19 protein-coding genes are annotated in these 16,898 nt (G+C 73.3%); 12 read left to right on the top strand and 7 right to left on the bottom strand.

The genetic code is table 11. The features are described from left to right. The first annotated feature begins 21 nt into the window (after positions 1 to 21). The 3 genes from EV562_RS02195 to EV562_RS02185 all read left to right on the top strand — a co-directional run bounded on the left by EV562_RS02195 (position 22) and on the right by EV562_RS02185 (position 2,097). Positions 22 to 831, top strand: coding sequence for an SDR family NAD(P)-dependent oxidoreductase (locus EV562_RS02195; protein ID WP_133884906.1), 810 nt, complete (start codon positions 22 to 24; stop codon positions 829 to 831). 154 nt (positions 832 to 985) lie between these two features. Continuing rightward, the gene (locus EV562_RS02190; protein ID WP_133884905.1) at positions 986 to 1,684 is read left to right on the top strand and encodes a L,D-transpeptidase family protein; all 699 of its coding nucleotides are present in this window, start codon (positions 986 to 988) and stop codon (positions 1,682 to 1,684) included. 227 nt (positions 1,685 to 1,911) lie between these two features. Further along, complete coding sequence (locus tag EV562_RS02185; RefSeq protein WP_133884904.1) at positions 1,912 to 2,097, top strand: hypothetical protein; 186 nt, start codon at positions 1,912 to 1,914, stop codon at positions 2,095 to 2,097. 69 nt (positions 2,098 to 2,166) lie between these two features. Here the strand turns inward: EV562_RS02185 and EV562_RS02180 are convergent, their stop codons facing one another. Beyond that, on the bottom strand, positions 2,167 to 3,513 hold the full coding sequence (locus EV562_RS02180; RefSeq protein WP_133884903.1) for a S1 family peptidase: 1,347 nt from the start codon (positions 3,511 to 3,513) through the stop codon (positions 2,167 to 2,169). A gap of 131 nt (positions 3,514 to 3,644) precedes the next feature. Between EV562_RS02180 and EV562_RS02175 the strand changes: the two genes are divergently transcribed. Both EV562_RS02175 and EV562_RS02170 read left to right on the top strand, forming a co-directional pair. Continuing rightward, the gene (locus tag EV562_RS02175) at positions 3,645 to 4,826 is read left to right on the top strand and encodes an aminotransferase class I/II-fold pyridoxal phosphate-dependent enzyme (protein ID WP_133884902.1); all 1,182 of its coding nucleotides are present in this window, start codon (positions 3,645 to 3,647) and stop codon (positions 4,824 to 4,826) included. 84 nt (positions 4,827 to 4,910) lie between these two features. Then, a complete protein-coding gene (locus tag EV562_RS02170; RefSeq protein ID WP_133884901.1) occupies positions 4,911 to 5,318 on the top strand; it encodes a PPOX class F420-dependent oxidoreductase in 408 nt (135 codons plus the stop codon). A 7-nt stretch (positions 5,319 to 5,325) separates the two neighbouring features. Here EV562_RS02170 and EV562_RS02165 read toward each other — a convergent pair whose 3' ends face one another. Both EV562_RS02165 and EV562_RS02160 read right to left on the bottom strand, forming a co-directional pair. Beyond that, positions 5,326 to 5,748 carry a zinc ribbon domain-containing protein gene (locus EV562_RS02165; protein ID WP_133884900.1) on the bottom strand — a complete coding sequence of 141 codons (423 nt, stop codon included), beginning with the start codon at positions 5,746 to 5,748 and terminating at the stop codon, positions 5,326 to 5,328. A 192-nt stretch (positions 5,749 to 5,940) separates the two neighbouring features. After that, positions 5,941 to 6,675, bottom strand: a complete 735-nt coding sequence (locus EV562_RS02160; protein WP_133884899.1) for a TetR family transcriptional regulator — start codon at positions 6,673 to 6,675, stop codon at positions 5,941 to 5,943. Between the two features lie 131 nt (positions 6,676 to 6,806). Between EV562_RS02160 and EV562_RS02155 the strand changes: the two genes are divergently transcribed. Together EV562_RS02155 and EV562_RS02150 are read left to right on the top strand one after the other, a co-directional pair. Continuing rightward, a complete protein-coding gene (locus EV562_RS02155; RefSeq protein ID WP_133884898.1) occupies positions 6,807 to 7,640 on the top strand; it encodes a hypothetical protein in 834 nt (277 codons plus the stop codon). Between the two features lie 73 nt (positions 7,641 to 7,713). Further along, a complete protein-coding gene (locus EV562_RS02150; protein ID WP_133884897.1) occupies positions 7,714 to 8,205 on the top strand; it encodes a flavin reductase family protein in 492 nt (163 codons plus the stop codon). 15 nt (positions 8,206 to 8,220) lie between these two features. Here EV562_RS02150 and EV562_RS02145 read toward each other — a convergent pair whose 3' ends face one another. Further along, on the bottom strand, positions 8,221 to 8,604 hold the full coding sequence (locus EV562_RS02145) for a hypothetical protein (RefSeq protein WP_208298266.1): 384 nt from the start codon (positions 8,602 to 8,604) through the stop codon (positions 8,221 to 8,223). A 318-nt stretch (positions 8,605 to 8,922) separates the two neighbouring features. Further along, a complete protein-coding gene (locus tag EV562_RS02140; RefSeq protein ID WP_166661566.1) occupies positions 8,923 to 9,840 on the bottom strand; it encodes a MurR/RpiR family transcriptional regulator in 918 nt (305 codons plus the stop codon). Between the two features lie 180 nt (positions 9,841 to 10,020). Here EV562_RS02140 and EV562_RS34970 point away from each other — a divergent pair, with 180 nt between their 5' ends. Beyond that, positions 10,021 to 10,194 carry a hypothetical protein gene (locus EV562_RS34970; RefSeq protein ID WP_166661530.1) on the top strand — a complete coding sequence of 58 codons (174 nt, stop codon included), beginning with the start codon at positions 10,021 to 10,023 and terminating at the stop codon, positions 10,192 to 10,194. 5 nt (positions 10,195 to 10,199) lie between these two features. Here EV562_RS34970 and EV562_RS02135 read toward each other — a convergent pair whose 3' ends face one another. Further along, positions 10,200 to 10,889 carry a nucleoside/nucleotide kinase family protein gene (locus tag EV562_RS02135; protein WP_133884895.1) on the bottom strand — a complete coding sequence of 230 codons (690 nt, stop codon included), beginning with the start codon at positions 10,887 to 10,889 and terminating at the stop codon, positions 10,200 to 10,202. Between the two features lie 53 nt (positions 10,890 to 10,942). Here EV562_RS02135 and EV562_RS02130 point away from each other — a divergent pair, with 53 nt between their 5' ends. The 4 genes from EV562_RS02130 to EV562_RS02115 all read left to right on the top strand — a co-directional run bounded on the left by EV562_RS02130 (position 10,943) and on the right by EV562_RS02115 (position 16,298). Beyond that, entirely contained in the window at positions 10,943 to 11,683 is a 741-nt protein-coding gene (locus tag EV562_RS02130) for a beta-phosphoglucomutase family hydrolase (RefSeq protein WP_133884894.1), read from the top strand. Next, the gene (locus EV562_RS02125; protein WP_133884893.1) at positions 11,680 to 14,058 is read left to right on the top strand and encodes a glycosyl hydrolase family 65 protein; all 2,379 of its coding nucleotides are present in this window, start codon (positions 11,680 to 11,682) and stop codon (positions 14,056 to 14,058) included. Before EV562_RS02130 ends, EV562_RS02125 begins: the two co-directional genes overlap by 4 nt. Positions 14,059 to 14,241: 183 nt before the next feature. Further along, entirely contained in the window at positions 14,242 to 15,741 is a 1,500-nt protein-coding gene (locus EV562_RS02120; protein ID WP_133884892.1) for a hypothetical protein, read from the top strand. 80 nt (positions 15,742 to 15,821) lie between these two features. Beyond that, positions 15,822 to 16,298, top strand: coding sequence for a DUF5709 domain-containing protein (locus EV562_RS02115; RefSeq protein WP_133885354.1), 477 nt, complete (start codon positions 15,822 to 15,824; stop codon positions 16,296 to 16,298). Positions 16,299 to 16,450: 152 nt separating this feature from the next. Here the strand turns inward: EV562_RS02115 and EV562_RS02110 are convergent, their stop codons facing one another. After that, entirely contained in the window at positions 16,451 to 16,672 is a 222-nt protein-coding gene (locus EV562_RS02110) for a hypothetical protein (RefSeq protein WP_133884891.1), read from the bottom strand. Between the last annotated feature and the right edge of the window lie 226 nt (positions 16,673 to 16,898).

Here is a 16,898-nt window from a genome sequence, read left to right as displayed (position 1 = left end):
CGCGGCAGTACGGTCGCTCCCATGACGGACACCAGGCGTTTCACCGACCGCACGGCACTCGTGACGGGCGCCGCCCGGGGCATCGGCGCGGCCGTCGCACACCGGCTCGCCACGGAGGGGGCCCGGGTGCTGCTGACCGACGTGGACCTCGACGCGGCACGAGGGGCCGCGGCGCGGATGACGGATCCGGCCGAAGGAGGCCTCGCCGTCGAGGCGTTCGCCTGCGACGTGCGGGACCGCACGTCCGTGGAGGCCGCCGTGGCGCACGCCGTGGACACCTTCGGCGGGCTGGACGTCCTGGTCAACAACGCCTACGCCTGCGCGCCCGACGCCCCGCTCTTCGAGGACGAGCCCGACGAGGTCTGGGCCCGCGACCTCGACGTCACCCTCACCGGCGCCTACCGCTGCTGCCGGGCGGCGCTGCCGCACCTCGCCGCCTCGGGACGCGGCGCGATCGTGAGCATCGGCTCGGTCAACGGCATCCAGGACTTCGGCAACCACGCCTACAGCGCGGCCAAGGCGGGGCTCGCCTCGCTGACCCGCACGCTCGCCGGACACGCGGCGCCGCGCGGTGTACGGGTCAACCTCGTGACGCCGGGCACGGTGCGCACCACGGCCTGGGAGGGGCGGGACGAGGACCTGGAGGCGGTCCGGGGGCAGTACCCGCTGGGGCGGGTCGGCGAGCCCGAGGACATCGCTGCGGCCGTCGCCTTCCTCGCCTCGCACGACGCGTCCTGGGTGACCGGTACCACCCTCGTGGTCGACGGCGGCCTGACCGCGGTCAACACCGGCTTCCGGCAGGCCGTGAGAGCGCCGGGCGGCACGGACTGACGGATCGGAGCGTCCGGTGGCCTTTGTCACTGTTTCGTCGCGGCGGCCGACGGTGCGCAACCATTGCGGCCGGACGGCGGTCTAGCAGGCGGGGATCGCACGAAGGCGACCTTCCGCCCAGCGCACCGCCTCGACGCGAAAGGCATGACCGGCCATGGGGGACACACGCAGACGGGGAGCCGTCGCACTCGCCGTCACCGCACTGGTGGCACCGCTCACACTCGCGCTCACGGCCGCACCGGCCCAGGCCGCGAGCAGCTGCACCGCGAAAGCGGGCCCGTACCAGAAGAAGGTGGAGAAATTCCTCGGCCGCACGGCCGACGGAAAGCAGTCCACCGCCGACTGCAAGGCCATCCGCGCCTTCCAGACCAAGCACGGCATCCAGCCCAACGCCGGCTACGCGGGCCCCGTCACCTGGGGGGTGATGGATCTCATGACGAAGCAGAAGGCGGTCGGGAAGAACCCGAACAAGTCCGGCAAGTGCCCGACGAACAAGGGCCGTATCGCCTGTGTGAACCTCAGCCTCCAGCTGAGCTGGATCCAGGACGGCAAGAAGCTGGTGTACGGGCCGGTCCCGGTCCGCACCGGACGCAACGGCTACGAGACCCGCACCGGTCTGAAGAAGGTCTACTGGCGCCACATCGACCACGTCTCGACGATCTACCACGTGGCGATGCCCTACAGCCAGTTCTTCGACGGCGGCCAGGCCTTCCACTCCGTCGGCGTCAGCATGTGGAACCCGCCGGGCTCGCACGGCTGCGTCAACATGACGAAGACCGACGCCAAGAAGTACTGGTCGCTGCTGAAGAACGGCGACGACGTCTACGTGTACGGCCGCAAGCCGGGCACCTGACGGACACGGGCGCCCGGCTCACGCCGCGGCGCCCGTACCGGCGGCCCGTGCTCACCTTCGGCGGCGGAACGCTCGTGAAGAGCCGGCCGTGTGCGGCACGACACATCGGGTGGGATCGAACTCGCCCGCAGGTCTTGACAGATGACGGGATCGACGTGATCAGCGACACGGTCCGTTATGTCCGTTTGGCTCGCGATTACTCACATCGTCTTCACGCCGGGGCCCGTATGCTTCACAGCATGTCCACCACTGTTGAACCCTCCTCCGAGCGATCGGCTGCCGAGGTCAACGAGGAGATCCGGGCCCTGTGGCGCCGGTCGGGCGGGACACTGAGCGTCGAGCAGCGTGCGGAGTACCAGCGGCTCGTCATGGAGTGGGCCCACGCGGCCCCGGAGCCCGTGAACGCCGCCTGACCGCGGCCACGCTCCTCGTCCCCGGCCCGCCGCCGCACACCACGGACCCGGCCCTCGTCCCGGCTCCGGTCATCCCCACGTCGCCGAGTAGTGCCGCCGGTAGGCCTTGCGGTCCCGTTCCGTACGGATCCACCGCGTGGCCACCAGCGCCACCAGGCTGCCCGCCACGACCAGCAGCCCGGGCCCGACGTTCCTGCGGTCCGTGAGCCGGGCGAGCAGGGGCGGACCCGAGACGCCTCCCGTCACCGCTGCCGACGCACCCGGCGCCGCCGCACCCGGTGCCGAGGTCGCCGAGGTGCCCGCGGTGCCTCCCGGCCCGCCGGAGACGACGAGCCGGACCCCGAGCGACTTCATGGCCTCCGGCAGCGGCTGGAAGAACGTCGTACCGCCCTTGGCGCAGTCGCCGCTGCCGCCCGACGTCACGCCCAGCGCGACCCCCTCGGAGAACATCGGCCCACCGCTGTCCCCGGGTTCGGCGCACACGTCGGTCTGGATGAGGCCGGTGACCGTGCCCTCCGGATAGTTGACCGTCGCGTCCAGCGCCGTCACCCGGCCGTCGCGCAGTCCACTGGTGCTCCCGCTGCGGAACACCCGCTGGCCGATCGCCGGTGTACCCACCCCCGTGACGGCCACCCCTTTGCCGCCGCCGACCGCCACCACGCCGGCGCCCTCGCCGGCCTTGCCGTTCGCGTAGCGCACCAGGGAGAAGTCGTCCCCGGGGAAGCTGCCGGCGACCGTCGTGCCGACCTGCCGTCCGTCTCCGCCGGCACCGAACCAGACGGAACCCGTCGGCCCGCAGTGCCCCGCGGTCAGGATGAAGTCGCTGGTGCCGTCGGTCACGTTGAAACCGGCCGAGCAGCGGCCCGCCGTGGAGAGGATCGGCTCCGCACCGTTCAGACGGGTGGTGAAGGTGCCCTCGGTGCGCTCCATGCGGACGAACCCGCCGATGCCACGGGCGACGTCCGTCAGCCGCGACCAGTCGGCCCCGGAGACCGTGCGGTCACCGCGCACCACCACCTCGTTCGCCCGGTAGCCCAGCGCCCATGCCGTACCGGACACCCGCGGCGCCGCACGCAGCGTCGAGGCCGCCGACCTCAACTCGGTCATGCTGCGCGGGACCGTCTTCGCCGTGGCGCCCGCCCGCCGCACCTCCTGCGCCGCGGACTCGTCCGTGACCGCCACGACCGGCCGCCCGTCGGCGCCGATCCAGTGACCCGCCGTACGGTCGGTGCCCAGCCGCGCCACCAGGTCCGCTCCGGCGCCGGACGCGGTCTGCGCGAGCGTGTGCGGCGCGGGGGAGGCGCCCGGGGGTTCGCTCGCCACCGCCCGGGTGACCATCGTGCCCCCGACCAGCAGCCCGCCGACGGCCGCCAGCCGTGCCACTCGCCGGACGATGCGTCGTCGTGCGTGCCTCATGCGTGCGCTCCCGAACCCGGCCGCGCGGCGTCGCCGCCGCGGGGGGCTCCGGACGTCGAGCGCCCTCCTCCCATACGGCGGCGGACCGCGCGGTGTTCACCCCGTCCGCGAGGGCGTCCTATCTTGGGCCCATGACCAGCATCGAGCGGGACCCGTCCGGAGGACCCAACCCCCTGCACGCGCTCACCCTGGACGAACTTCGCCGCCGTACGAGCATGAAGTGGCACACCTACCCCGCGGACGTACTGCCGCTGTGGGTGGCCGAGATGGACGTGCCGCTCGCCGGAGCCGTCGTGCGCGCCGTGACCGGCGCCATGGAGCGCGGCGACACCGGTTACCCCGTCGGGACCGCCTACGCCGAGGCCCTGGCCGCCTTCGCCGGCAAGCGGTGGGGCTGGGACGACCTGGCCGTGGAACGCACGGCGATCGTGCCCGACGTGATGCTGGGCGTCGTCGAGATGCTCAAGCTGGTCACCGCACCCGGGGACCCGGTGATCGTCAACCCGCCGGTGTACCCGCCGTTCTACCAGTTCGTCGCACACATGGACCGGCGCGTGGTGGAGGCGCCGCTCGGCCCGGACCTGCGGATCGACCTCGGTGTGCTGGAAGAGACGTTCCGGCGTGCCGTCGCGGGCGGCGGCCGGGCGGCCTACCTGCTGTGCAGCCCGCACAATCCGACCGGCACCGTGCACTCCGCCGGCGAACTGGCGGACGTCGCCGCCCTCGCCGAGCGCCACGGCGTCCGGGTCGTGGCCGACGAGATCCACGCGCCCGTCGTCACCGCCCCCGACGCGCGGTTCGTGCCGTACCTGAGCGTGCCCGGCGCCGAGCGCGGCCTCGCGCTGATGTCGGCGTCCAAGGGCTGGAACCTGGCCGGCCTCAAGGCGGCCCTCGCCCTGGCGGGGCCGGGCGCCGCCGCCGACCTGGCGCGGATGCCCGAGGAGGTCGGGCACGGGCCGAGCCACGTCGGCGTCCTCGCCCACACCGCCGCCCTGCGCGACGGCACCGCCTGGCTGGACGCGGTGCTCGCCGGGCTGGACGAGAACCGGCGGCTGCTCACCGCCCTGCTCGCCGAGCACCTGCCCGGCGTCGTCCACCGGGCGGGGCAGGCGACCTACCTCGCCTGGCTCGACTGCCGTCCCCTCGGCCTCGGTGACGACCCGGCGGAGGTCTTCCTGGGCCGCGGCCGGGTGGCCCTCAGTTCCGGGATCCCCTTCGGCAGCGGCGGCGCAGGGCACGTACGGGTCAACCTGGCGACCTCGCCCGAGGTGCTCACGGAGGCGGTGCGGAGGATGGCGGCGGCCCTGGAGTGACGCGCGGACGTCCACGGGCCCGGCCCGCCGCGAGCCGGTGCGCGCGGCGAGCCCGCCCGGGGGCCGGGTCTAGACTCCCGGACCATGGACGACGACGCGTCACTGGACCGGCTCGGCGCCGGCAAGTACCTGCTGGTCACGACCTACCGCAAGAACGGGACCCCGGTCGCCACCCCCGTGTGGGTCGTCCGGGACGAGGACGCGCTCGGTGTGTGGACGGTGGCCGACTCCTGGAAGGTCAAGCGCGTCCGCAACCGCGCCGACGTCCTGGTGGGCCCCTGCGACGTGCGCGGCAGGCCGACCGGTGGCCAGGTCCCGGGGACGGCGGAGATCTGCGACGCCGCCACCACGGCCCGCTACCGGAAGCTGCTGATCCGCAAGTACGGCGTCATCGGCCTGCTCACCCTCTTCGGCAGCAGGCTGCGCCGGGGACTCGACGGCACCGTGGGCATCCGCATCACCCTGACGCCGGGGCCGGCGGCCGGGAGCTGACCGGCCCTCAGGTCCAGGCCCGGTACGGCTCGTCGACCAACTGGAAGACGGGCTCGCCCCGCACCGGGTCCTTCGCCGTGGACAGCCGCACCCGGTCGCCGCTGTGGATGCCGATGAGCGGGCCCATGACCCGGCCGCGCACCACGAAACCCTCGGCCATCTCGATGAGGGAGACATTGCGCGCCGCGGGGGTGTTGCGGTGCACCACCGTGGCGTGCCGCACCGTCCCCGTGCCCTCGCTGCGTTCGGTCCGCAGTTCGCTGCCGCGACAGACCGGGCACAGCACCCGGTGGTACATGGCGGTCCCGCACCAGGTGCAGCGCTGGTAGAAGACGGCCTCCGTGTCCGTGGCCCGGTCCTGCGGCTTGGAGTCGAGCAGGCCCGTCGCGGCGCCGGCCGCCTGCTGAGCGACGTTTCCTGAGTGGTACACGCTGGTCAACTCCCTGCACTCGGGCCGGAATTCCGCGTGCACGGTCCCCGGGCACGCGGGTGCGCGGCTCACCGTGCCACCGTGCACGCACGACAGCGTATGGCACTCAGTGTCACTCGTAAAGGCACTCGGTACCCTTGTCTGCGAATGAGGGTCGAGCAGGGCCGAGCGGGGCGGGGCGGCGGCCGGTCGTCAGTCGCCCGTGTACGCCGTCTCGACCTCGCGCAGCACCTGCCACAGGGGCGTCCCGCGGCGCGCCGCCACGACCACCACGTCCTCGGGTGACTCGCCGCGGGGCGGTACGGGCACGTCGCCGAACGCGGACTGCGCGTACGCCAGTGCGTGGTCCACCGCCGCGCCCGCGTCGTCGCGCCCGTCGGAACGCAGCCAGGAGCGCAGGGCGTTGTTGTGCGCCGCGACCACCGCGGCCGCGATCACGTCGGCGCGCAGGATGCCGTCCGGACGTCCGCCCAGCCGCCCGCGCAGGTACGCGGCGAGGGCGCGCTCGTAGCGCCACACCACCGACAACTCGTAGGCGCGCAGCCCGGGGACCTTCTTGGTCAGGTGGTAGCGCTGCACGGAGAACGCCGGGTTCTCGGCGTACATGCGCAGGACGAGACGGGCCGCGTCGCAGACCCGGCGCACCGGGTCGGCGTCCTCGGGGGAGCGGGCCAGGAACGCCGTCATGTCGGCCAGGCACCGCTCGTGGTCGGGGAAGACCACGTCCTCCTTGGACGGGAAGTACCGGAAGAAGGACCGCCGTCCGACGCCCGCGAGGGCGACGATGTCGTCCACGGTGGTCTGTTCGTACCCCCGCTCGAGGAACAGCCGGAACGCCGCCGCGACCAGCGCGTCCCGCATCGGCGGCCTGGCCTCCGCCGTGTCCGTCCCGTCCCCGCGGCGGGGCGCCGCACTGCTGGTGCTCATGGAAGGGGAACGTAGCAGCCCATCGAGGTGTGTGGCACTCAGTGCAGTGACCGGAGGGAACTGAGTGCACTCGGCACGGCTCCGTACCGGTCGCATACGATCACTTCCGGTCAGCCCCGGAGGAGCCCCGCATGCCGTTCGCCCGCCCCCGCATCCTGTACGTCACCGACCTGGCCTATCAGGCCCGCGGGCGGCGCTACTGCGACGAGGACATCTTCCTCGCCTCCCGGCTGCGCGACGAGTTCGACCTGGCCCTGTGCCACCCCAGGGACGCCGCCGCGCTGCTGGACGCCTTCGACGCCGTGGTCGTCCGCAACAGCGGTCCGGTGCAGCGGTACAAGGACGCCTACGACGCCTTCCGCGAGCGTGCCGCCGAGCGCGGGACGCGGGTCTACAACCAGCTCACGGGCCGGGCGGACATGCTCGGCAAGCAGTACCTGCTCGATCTGACCGCCGCGGGATTCCCGGTCATCCCCACCGTCGACCGCGCCGAGGACCTCCACCTGCTGCCCGCCGCCGACGAGTACGTGGTCAAGCCCAGGCTCGGCGCGGACTCGGCGGGCCTGCGGACCGTCCCGGCGGCGCGCGTCCCGGAGGCGGTGGGCGGCGCCCCGGACCTGCTCGTCCAGCCGCGCGTCGACTTCGCCTACGAGGTCTCCTTCTACTTCGTCGACCACGACTACCAGTACGCCCTCCACGCGCCGCACCCCGACCGCCGCTGGCGGCTGGAGCCGTACGACGCCACCGTGGCCGACCTCGACTTCGCGCGGCGGTTCATCGAGTGGAACCGCGTCGACCACGGCATCCAGCGCGTCGACGCCTGCCGCGCGCCCGACGGGGAGCTGCTGCTGGTCGAACTGGAGGACCTCAACCCCTACCTGTCCCTGGACGCCCTGGACGAGCCGGCCCGCGACGCCTTCGTCGCCGCCCTGCGCACGGCCCTGCGCCGCCTGCTCGCCGCCTGACCCGCCGCCGCACCTCCGGCCGGTGAGGGCCGCCCGGCGGGCGACGGACGGGGCGGGCCGGGCGGGACCTAGCATGGCCGCCATGGACGTGTTCCTGGACCGGCTCGACCCGGACATGTGCGTCGTCACGGCGGCCGCGGGCGGAGAACGCGCCGGCTGCCTGGTCGGCTTCTCCTCGCAGTGCTCCATCCGCCCCGTGCGGTACGTCGTCTGGATCTCCGACGTCAACCACACCCTCCGCGTCGCGCGCTCCGCCGACGTCCTGGCGGTCCACCTGATCGCGCGCGGCCAACGGGAGACGGCCGAGCTGTTCGGCGGCCGCAGCGGCGACGACGTCGACAAGTTCCGGCGGGTGCGCTGGCGCGAGGCGCACGGCGGGGCCGCCGTGCTGGAGGACGCCGAGGCGTGGTTCGTCGGGCGGGTCGTGGAGCGGGCCGAGGGAGGCGACCACGTCGGGTTCGTCCTCGAACCGGTCGAGTGGGGCGGGCGCGGGAAGGGGGCCGGCGATCCGGTGCTGCGGCTCTCCGGCGCCCGCACCATCCGGCCGGGACATCCGGTGGACTGACGGGCGCAGGACCGCTCAGCGACCGGCGGCGCCCTGCTCGGCCAGTGCCTCGGTGACCGCCCGCACGCTGCGCGCGATGTGCTGCAACTGGAGGACCTCCGCCGCGTACAGCTTGATGGTGTGCTCGATGGCCGCCTCGTGCAGACCGAGCCGCGGCAGGTCCGCCCGGGCGGTCTGCAGCGCGGTGCGGGCCACCCGGATCTCGTGCTGCACCTGGATGTGCGCGTGCCGGGCGAGCAGCACCGGGTGCCGGATCAGGGCCGGGTACCCGGCGTAGCGCGCCGGGACCAGCTCGCGCAGCCACCTGGTGGCCGAGCGTTCCCAGTCGTAACTGCCGGGCGCCTTGACCTGGCAGGGCCAGTCCGGGCTGATGCGCGTGGTCGTCAGGGGCATGATCATCGCTTCCGGAGGTGCGGCGTCGCGGGGTGGGCGACGGGTGGGGGGCGGTCCCGGTCCAGGGGACGACCGGGACCGCCGCGGGCGCTCGCGCAGGCGATGCCCGACCGGAACACCCGGCACACCGGAGCGGGTAGGAGTTCGGCGACCGAGGTGTTCGCGGCAGGTGCGGACGCGCTCCGGGGCGGCCGGGTCGCGATCCGTGAGAAGTATTTATATATGCCATCCGGTTTGCAAGACGTATGAAAACATTCATGCCTGCTTCCGACGGCAGGTGGCGCGGGGCGGGACGTGTCCGCTCAGTCCCGAAGGAAGATCCGCTCAGTCCCGCAGGAAGAACTGGTGCTGCTCCGCGACCTGCTCGTACCCCTCCAGCCGGGCCTGCGTCCGCTCGGGATCGGCGTCCGTCATGGCCTGGAGCAGCGCCGCGCACATCACGCCGGGCGCCGCGTAGGAGTCGAAGACCAGCCGGGAGCCCGTGCCGGTGGCGAACGTGACGTCGGCCTCGTCCACCACGGGGCCCAGCGCCAGGTCGGTGATGAGCGCGACCTTCAGCCCGGCGTCGCGTGCCACCCGCACCGCGCCCAGCGTCTCGTGGGCGTGCCGGGGCATCGAGAAGGCCAGCACCCAGGTCCCGCCCGCCTCCCGGGACTGGAGCAGGGCGTCGTAGGCGACGGTGCCGCCCCTCGTCACCAGCCGTACGTCCGGGTGGACGCGACGGGCCGCGTAGGCGAAGTACTCGGCGAGCGAGACGGAGATGCGCAGCCCGAGGACGGTCAGCGGCGCCGAGGCGGCCAGCTTGCGGCCCACGTCGATCACCCGGTCCGCGTCGGCGAAGTCGCGCCGCAGGTTCTCCAGGTTCTCGATCTCGGCGTCCACGGCCGCCTGGAGTTCGTTGCCCCCGTACTCCTCGGCCGCCGAACCGCCCCGTCCGCCCAGTGCGATCGCCTGGAGTTGCTCCCGCAACGCCGGGTAGCCGCTGAACCCGACGGCCGAGGCGAACCGCGTCACCGACGGCTGGCTCACGCCCACCCGGTCGGCCAGGTCGGTGATCGACAGGAACGCCGCCTCGGTGAGGTGCTCGATGAGGTACTGGGCGATGCGTCGCTGCCCCGGGGAGAGACGGGGCCGGTCGAACAGCGTCCTGAGCCGTGAAGTGGGGGAGACCTCCGACTGCGGGGCCGCCCGTCCCGAGGTGATCGCCGACGCCTGGGCACGTGCCTGCTGCGGCGACGGCACGGGTGCGCCTCCGGTGTCTCCCATGTCTCCCACGGAGGTCAACATAGCTCACCCCCCGCGACGGGCCGGGCCGGCCGCGGCGCGCGGCAACGGCACCGCCCCGGACGGGGATAGCACCGCGCCGCCCGGGAACCCGCCGCCACGGAAGCACCCGCAGACACGGACGAGGAGCACCACGTCATGACCGTCCCGGAAGAGAACCGGCCGAAGACCGACACCACCGACGACGTTCTCGACCAGCGCGCAGGCCGGCGCCAGGAGGACGAGCCCCGCCCGCCGGGCGGCACCGGCCGGACCATGCGCGAGGCCCTGGAGGAGGCGCACGTGCGCCCCGACGACTTCGACGAGGAGTGACCGAGTCACCAGGACGGTGAGGGCGCCGCTCCCGGCGCGCCCGGGGGCGGGCCCGTCAGCGCGTCCGCCGGTACCACCAGGTCCGCCCGGTGCCGGGTCGCCGCGACCAGGTCGGCGTTGCGCTGGTCGGGCCCGAGCGCCCACGCGGCCGCGGCCGGTGCGGACTTGCCGAAGCGCTCGTGCCGCGCCACGAGCCGCCGGACGCGCTCCGCCTCGTCCAGGCCGCAGAACCACACCTCGTCGAGCCGCGGGCGCACCCGCGCCCAGGCCCCGCTCTCCAGCAGCAGGTAGTTGCCCTCCGTGACGACCAGCCGGGCGGTGGGCGGCACCGGAACGGCCCCGGCGATCGGCTGTTCCAGCTCCCGCTCGAAGCCCGGCGCGTACACCGTCTCGCCGTCCGTCTCCCGGTGCAGCCGCTCCAGCAGCGCGGCGTACCCGGCCGCGTCGAACGTGTCCGGCGCGCCCTTGCGGTCCCGGCGGCCCAGCCGGTCCAGCTCGGCGTCGGCCAGATGGAAGCCGTCCATCGGCACGTGCGCCACCCACGGCTCTCCCGCACCGTTCAGCTCCCGCACCAGCGCCTCGGCGAGCGTCGACTTCCCCGCGCCGGGACTGCCCGCGATGCCCAGGATCGCCCGCCGGCCCTCACCGGGGAGGCGGCGGGCACGCGAGAGCAGGTCGTCGAAGGTCAGCGGCACATCCCACAGTGTGTCACCTGATCGGACCCGCCCCGGCGGGGAACTGTGGGGGTATGACGACGCAGCTCGGACTCCCCGACGACATCCAGGCCTGTCTCTTCGACCTCGACGGGGTCGTCACCAGGACGGCGGTGGTGCACGCCGCCGCCTGGAAGGCGACCTTCGACGCCTTCCTGCGCGAGCGGGACGGCGCGGACTTCCGCCCCTTCACCGACTCCGACTACGACGAGTACGTCGACGGCCGCCCCCGCGCCGACGGCGTCCGCTCCTTCCTCGCCTCCCGCGGCATCGAGCTGCCCGAGGGCACCCCCGACGACCCGGCGGACGCGCGGACCGTCAACGGTGTCGGCAACCGCAAGAACGAACTCCTCCTGGAGAAGATCCGCACCGACGGCGTCGAACCCTACGAGGGCACGCTGCGCTACATCGAGGCCGTCCGCGCCGCGGGCCTCGCCACCGCGATCGTCTCCTCCAGCGCCAACACCCGGGACGTCCTGCGCTCCATCGACGCCGAGCGGCTGTTCGACGTGCGGATCGACGGCGTGGTGGCCCGGGAGAGGAAGCTGCCGGGCAAACCCAGTCCCGACACCTTCCTGGCCGCCGCCCGCGACCTCGGCGTCGAGGCGTCCCGGGCCGCCGTCTTCGAGGACGCGCTGGCCGGCATGGACGCGGGCCGCTCCGGGCACTTCGGCTTCGTCGTCGGCGTCGACCGCGTCGGCCAGACCGACGCGCTGTACGCCCACGGGGCCGACCGCGTCGTCAAGGACCTCGCCGAGCTGGGAGGCCGCGCGTGATCACCAACCGGACGTACACCGTGGAACCCTGGCGGGTGCGCGAGACCGCCCTCAACCTCGACCTCCTCGCACAGAGCGAGTCCGTCTTCGCCCTGTCCAACGGGCACGTCGGCTGGCGCGGCAACCTCGACGAGGGCGAACCGCACGGCCTGCCCGGCAGCTACCTCAACGGCGTCTACGAACTGCACCCGCTGCCCTACGCCGAAGCGGGCTACGGCTACCCGGAGTCGGGCCAGACCGCCATCAACGTCACCAACGGCAAGCTGCTGCGGCTGCTGGTCGACGACGAGCCCTTCGACCTGCGCTACGGGCGGCTCGGCAAGCACGAACGCACCCTGGACCTCAGGCGCGGCGTGCTGGAGCGGTCCTGCGAGTGGACCTCACCGGCCGGCACGACCATCCGGGTGCGCTCCACCCGCCTGGTCTCCCTCACCCAACGCGCCATCGCCGCCGTGGAGTACGAGGTCGAGCCCGTCGACAGCCGGACCAGGGTGGTCATCCAGTCGGAACTGGTCGCCAACGAGAGCCTGCCCAGCCCGGACGGCGACCCGAGGACGGCCAAGGCCCTGCAGTCCCCGCTGGAACCGGAGGAGGACCTGGCGGCCGGATCGCGGCTGCGCCTGGTCCACCGCACCCGGCGCAGCGGGCTCAGGGTCGCCGTGGCCGCCGACCACGTCGTCGACGCCCCGGGAGAGATCACCACCAGCAGTGAGAGCAACACGGACGTCTCCCGCCTGACCATCACCTCCGTCCTGGACCCGGGACAGCGGCTGCGGGTGCAGAAGACCGTCGCACACGGCTGGTCGGGTGCCCGGTCGCGGCCCGCGATGAGCGACCAGGTCGAGGCCGCGCTGGCCGCCGCCGCGCACGGCGGCTGGGAAGGCCTGGTGGCCGAACAGCGGGAGTACCTCGACGACTTCTGGGCCCGCGCGGACGTCGAGGTGCACGGCGACGAGGAGATCCAGCAGGCCGTCCGCTTCGCCCTGTTCCACGTGCTGCAGGCCGGAGCCCGCGCCGAGCAGCGCGCGATTCCGGCCAAGGGACTGACCGGCTCCGGTTACGACGGCCACGCGTTCTGGGACACCGAGATGTTCGTGCTGCCCCTGCTGACCTACACCGCCCCCAAGGCCGTCGCCGAGGCACTGCGCTGGCGGCAGGCCACCCTGCCCGCCGCCCGGGAACGCGCCGCCCAGCTCGGGCTGCGCGGCGCCGCCTTCCCGTGGCGGACCATCGACGGCTCGGAGGGCTCCGCGTACTGGCCGGCCGGCACCGCCGCCTTCCACGTGGCCGCCGACATCGCGCACGCCGCGGTGCGCTACACGGCGGCCACCGGCGACACCGACTTCGAGCGCGAGACCGCCCTGGAACTCCTGGTGGAGACGGCCCGGCTGTGGCGCTCGCTCGGCCACCACGACCACCACGGCGTCTTCCACATCGACGGCATCACCGGACCGGACGAGTACAGCGCCGTCGTCGACGACAACACGTACACCAACCTCATGGCGCGCTCCAACCTCCTCGCCGCGGCCGACGTGTGCGAACGCCACCCCGAGGAGGCGGCCCGGCTCGGCGTGGACGAGGAGGAGAGCGCCGCCTGGCGGGACGCCGCCGAGGCCGTGCACATCCCGTACAACGACGAGATCGGCGTGCACGAACAGCACGCGGGCTTCACCCGCCACCAGCGCTGGGACTTCGCGAACACGGGCGCCGACCAGTACCCGCTGATGCTGCACTTCCCCTACTTCGACATCTACCGCAAGCAGGTGATCAAGCAGTCCGACCTCGTGCTCGCCATGTACACCTGCGGCAGCTGGTTCGACGAACACTGCGACGACGACCAGATGGCCGCGAACTTCGCCTACTACGAGCCGCTGACCGTCCGGGACTCCTCGCTGTCCGCGTGCTGCCAGGCCGTCGTCGCCGCCCAGACGGGGCACCTGCGCCTGGCCTACGACTACGCGACCGAGGCCGCCCTGATGGACCTGGCGGACCTGGAGCACAACACCCGCGACGGACTGCACATCGCCTCGCTGGCCGGCACGTGGATGGCGCTGGTCGCCGGCTTCGGCGGCACCCGGCGGGACGGCGACAGCCTGCGCTTCGCACCCCGCCTGCCCGAGAAGTTCAGCCGCCTCGCCTTCCGGCTCCAGTTCCGCGGCCGGTGCCTGCAGGTGGAGATCGGTCCCGACCGGGCGTCGTACTCGCTGCTGGGCGGGCCGCCCCTGACGATCCATCACCACGGCACCGAGGTGCACGTGAACGGGGACGGGCCCGTCACCCTCGGTATCACCGCGCCGAAGTGGCGGCCCACGCCCGAACAGCCCCCGCACCGCCGCCCGGGCGTCACCGACCGGTCGGGGCCCGGCGACGAGTGAGACCGCGCGACTGGCCGAGTTCCGTCCTGCGTCCCGGAGGCCCGCGGGTTAGTTTGACCATGGTTTCCGGGTTTACCGGGTTTACCGGGCTTTCTTGGTCTTCCGGGTTCCGGGGCTCCCGCCACAGGCGGGAGGAGGTGAGGGACGAGCGGCCTCGCGAGGAGCGGGGGTGAGGGGTGCACGATGGCCGACGGCGCGAACGCCGTGCTCGTCGACGGACGACGGCGCCACGACGCGGGGAAGGCACCCGGCCCCCCGCGCCGGCTCCGGGGCGACGCGCCGGTCGCGGCGGTGGCCGCCGTCTTCGTCCTGGCGCAGCTCGTCCTCGTCCACCCGTCGATGGGACTCGGCTGGGACGAGATCGTGTACACCAGCCAGGTCACCACCCACCATCCGGCCGCCTTCTTCAGCGCCCCGCGCGCCCGAGGCGTCTCCCTGCTGGTGGCACCCGTCGCCTCCTGGTCGGCCTCCACCGAGCTTCTGCGCGTCTACCTCGCGGTGCTGTCGGGCCTGGGGCTGTACTTCGCGCTGCGCGCCTGGAGGGGCCTGTTCCCGGTGCGGGTCCTCGCCACGGCCGGCGCCTTCTTCGCCGGCCTGTGGGTGACCCTCTTCTACGGCCCGCAGGCCATGCCCAACTACTGGGTCGCGATCGGCGCGCTGATCACCCTGGGCTGCACCCTGCGCGCCGTACGGGACCGAGGAGCCGGACGGGGACGGTACGGCCGGGGCGCGCTGTGGGGTGTGGCCGCCGGGGCGGCCCTGATGGCGCTCATGCGGCCCACCGACGCGGTCTGGGTGTCCCTGCCCCTGCTCGTCCACCTCCTCCTGCGCCGCCACTGGCCACTGCTGCTCGCCCTCGTGGGCGGGCTGGCCGCTGCGGGAGGGGAGTGGGTGATCGAGGCGTACGCCTGGTACGGCGGCGTCGGGGAGCGACTGGAGCGGGCCTCCGAGATCCAGGGCGGCCTCGGCTGGAACATCGCGGTCGACGACCAGATGCGCAGCCTGGGCGGGCGGGGCCTGTGCCGCCCGTGCACCGGAGCGATGCCGCACCCGGTCGTCATCCTGTGGTGGGTGCTCCTCCCGGCCGTCGCCGTCCTCGGCGCGGTCGTCGCGGTCCGGGCCCGTCGCGCCACCGCCACGCTGCTCCCGCTCGCCTGCGCCGTCACGGCCGCGGTGCCGTACCTGTTCATGATCGGATACGCGGCACCCCGCTTCCTCCAGCCCGCCTACGCCCTGCTCGCCCTTCCGGTCGCCGACGCGCTGTGGCACCTGGTCAGGACCGGGCGCGACCGGTGGCGGCCGGTGGTCGCGACGCTGGTCGCGCTCGCGGTGGCCGGGCATCTGGCGGTCCAGGTCTCGGTCCTCGCCGGAACCGTGAACGGCAACGTGGCAAGCCGCGAGGACTGGGCCCGGGTCGCCGACGAACTGCACGCGCTCGGGGTCCGCCCGCCCTGTCTGGTCACCGGGCACGAATCCATCCCGATCGGCTACTACACCGGCTGCTCCTCCGGCGACATCAGCGGCAACAACGAGAACACCACCGCCGCCGAGATCCTGGACACCGCCCGGCGGATGCCGGTCGCCGCCCTCACCGGCCCGGGCGGCACCGCGCCCGGCTACGCCCGTGACTGGACCCCGCACCACGTCACCGACCTGGAGATCCGCGTCGCACCCCCGGGTTAAAGATCGCGGATCGGGAAACGCGAACCGGACAGCGAGACAGCTGGACCATGAGCCGACGCGAGCGCGAGAGGACGGCAGCGATGGGCACGGACCCGATGGCAGACGACGTCTACCAGCCCACCGGTAGCAACGAGGAGCAGGAGGACGCCGCGCCCCTCGACCTCCAGGACGCCCTCGACGAGCGGACCTACGACGACACGCTCGACGAGGGCTACTCCCCGCCGGAGAAGCCCCTGGGCGTGACCAAGCACGGCACCACGGCCGCCGAGCAGCAGGAGGGCGAGACCCTCGACGAACGGCTGGCCGAGGAGGTGCCGGACGTGCCGGTGCCCGAGGGGGACGGGGTGGGCGACGAGCCCGGCGGCGAGGGCGAGCCGGTCGACCCGGAGGCGGGCACCGACCGTTCGGGCCGCCTGGTCGCGCCCGACGAGGGCGTACGCACCGACACGACCAAGGAGACGATCGCGGAGGACGTCGGCATCGACGGCGGAGCGGCCGGAGCCGAGGAGGCCGCGGTGCACGTGGTGGAGGACGAGACGGAGCTGCCGGAGCGCTGAGGCGGCGCTCCCGGGACCGCGCGACAGACGGCACAGACACAGGCACAGGCACAGGCACACGACCAGACACAGGCACACGAGCAGACACAGGCACACGACACGCAGAGCCCCCTGCCGGACGACCAGGTCCGGCAGGGGGCTCCGCGCCGCTGTCAGGGCAGCAGCTTGTCGAGGGCCGAGGGGCCCTCCTCGGCCAGCTTGCGCCTGGCCCACTCCAGATTCTCCGGGGTGACGTCCCGGCCGGCCGCCAGGACGAGGTCCTCCGGGGACACCTCCGTGCCGGTGCGGGCGTGGAGCAGGTGGTCCGGAGTGGCGCGGTCGTCGTCCGCACGGGGTTCGGAGGGTCGGGAGGCGTCGGGCTGTGACATCGACATGATCAGTGCTCCTCGGGTCCGGATCGCTGCTTCGGTGCCGTGCTGTTGTCGGTCCCGAATATCCCGATAACACCATTCAATGCCAATGCGGCCGCCGCATCCGGAGCGGTCCGCCGGACCGGCTCCGACGTGTCCGGAGCCGACGGCGGGACCGGCTCCGACATGCCGCCCGGGACGCCTCGGCGTGTAATGGAGCGACCGAGCGTATGAGCCCCGGCAGAAGGAC

Source organism: Streptomyces sp. BK208 (assembly GCF_004364245.1).
In the GTDB taxonomy this organism is placed as follows: Bacteria; Actinomycetota; Actinomycetes; order Streptomycetales; family Streptomycetaceae; genus Streptomyces.
This window is presented reverse-complemented; position numbering and strand designations above follow the sequence as displayed.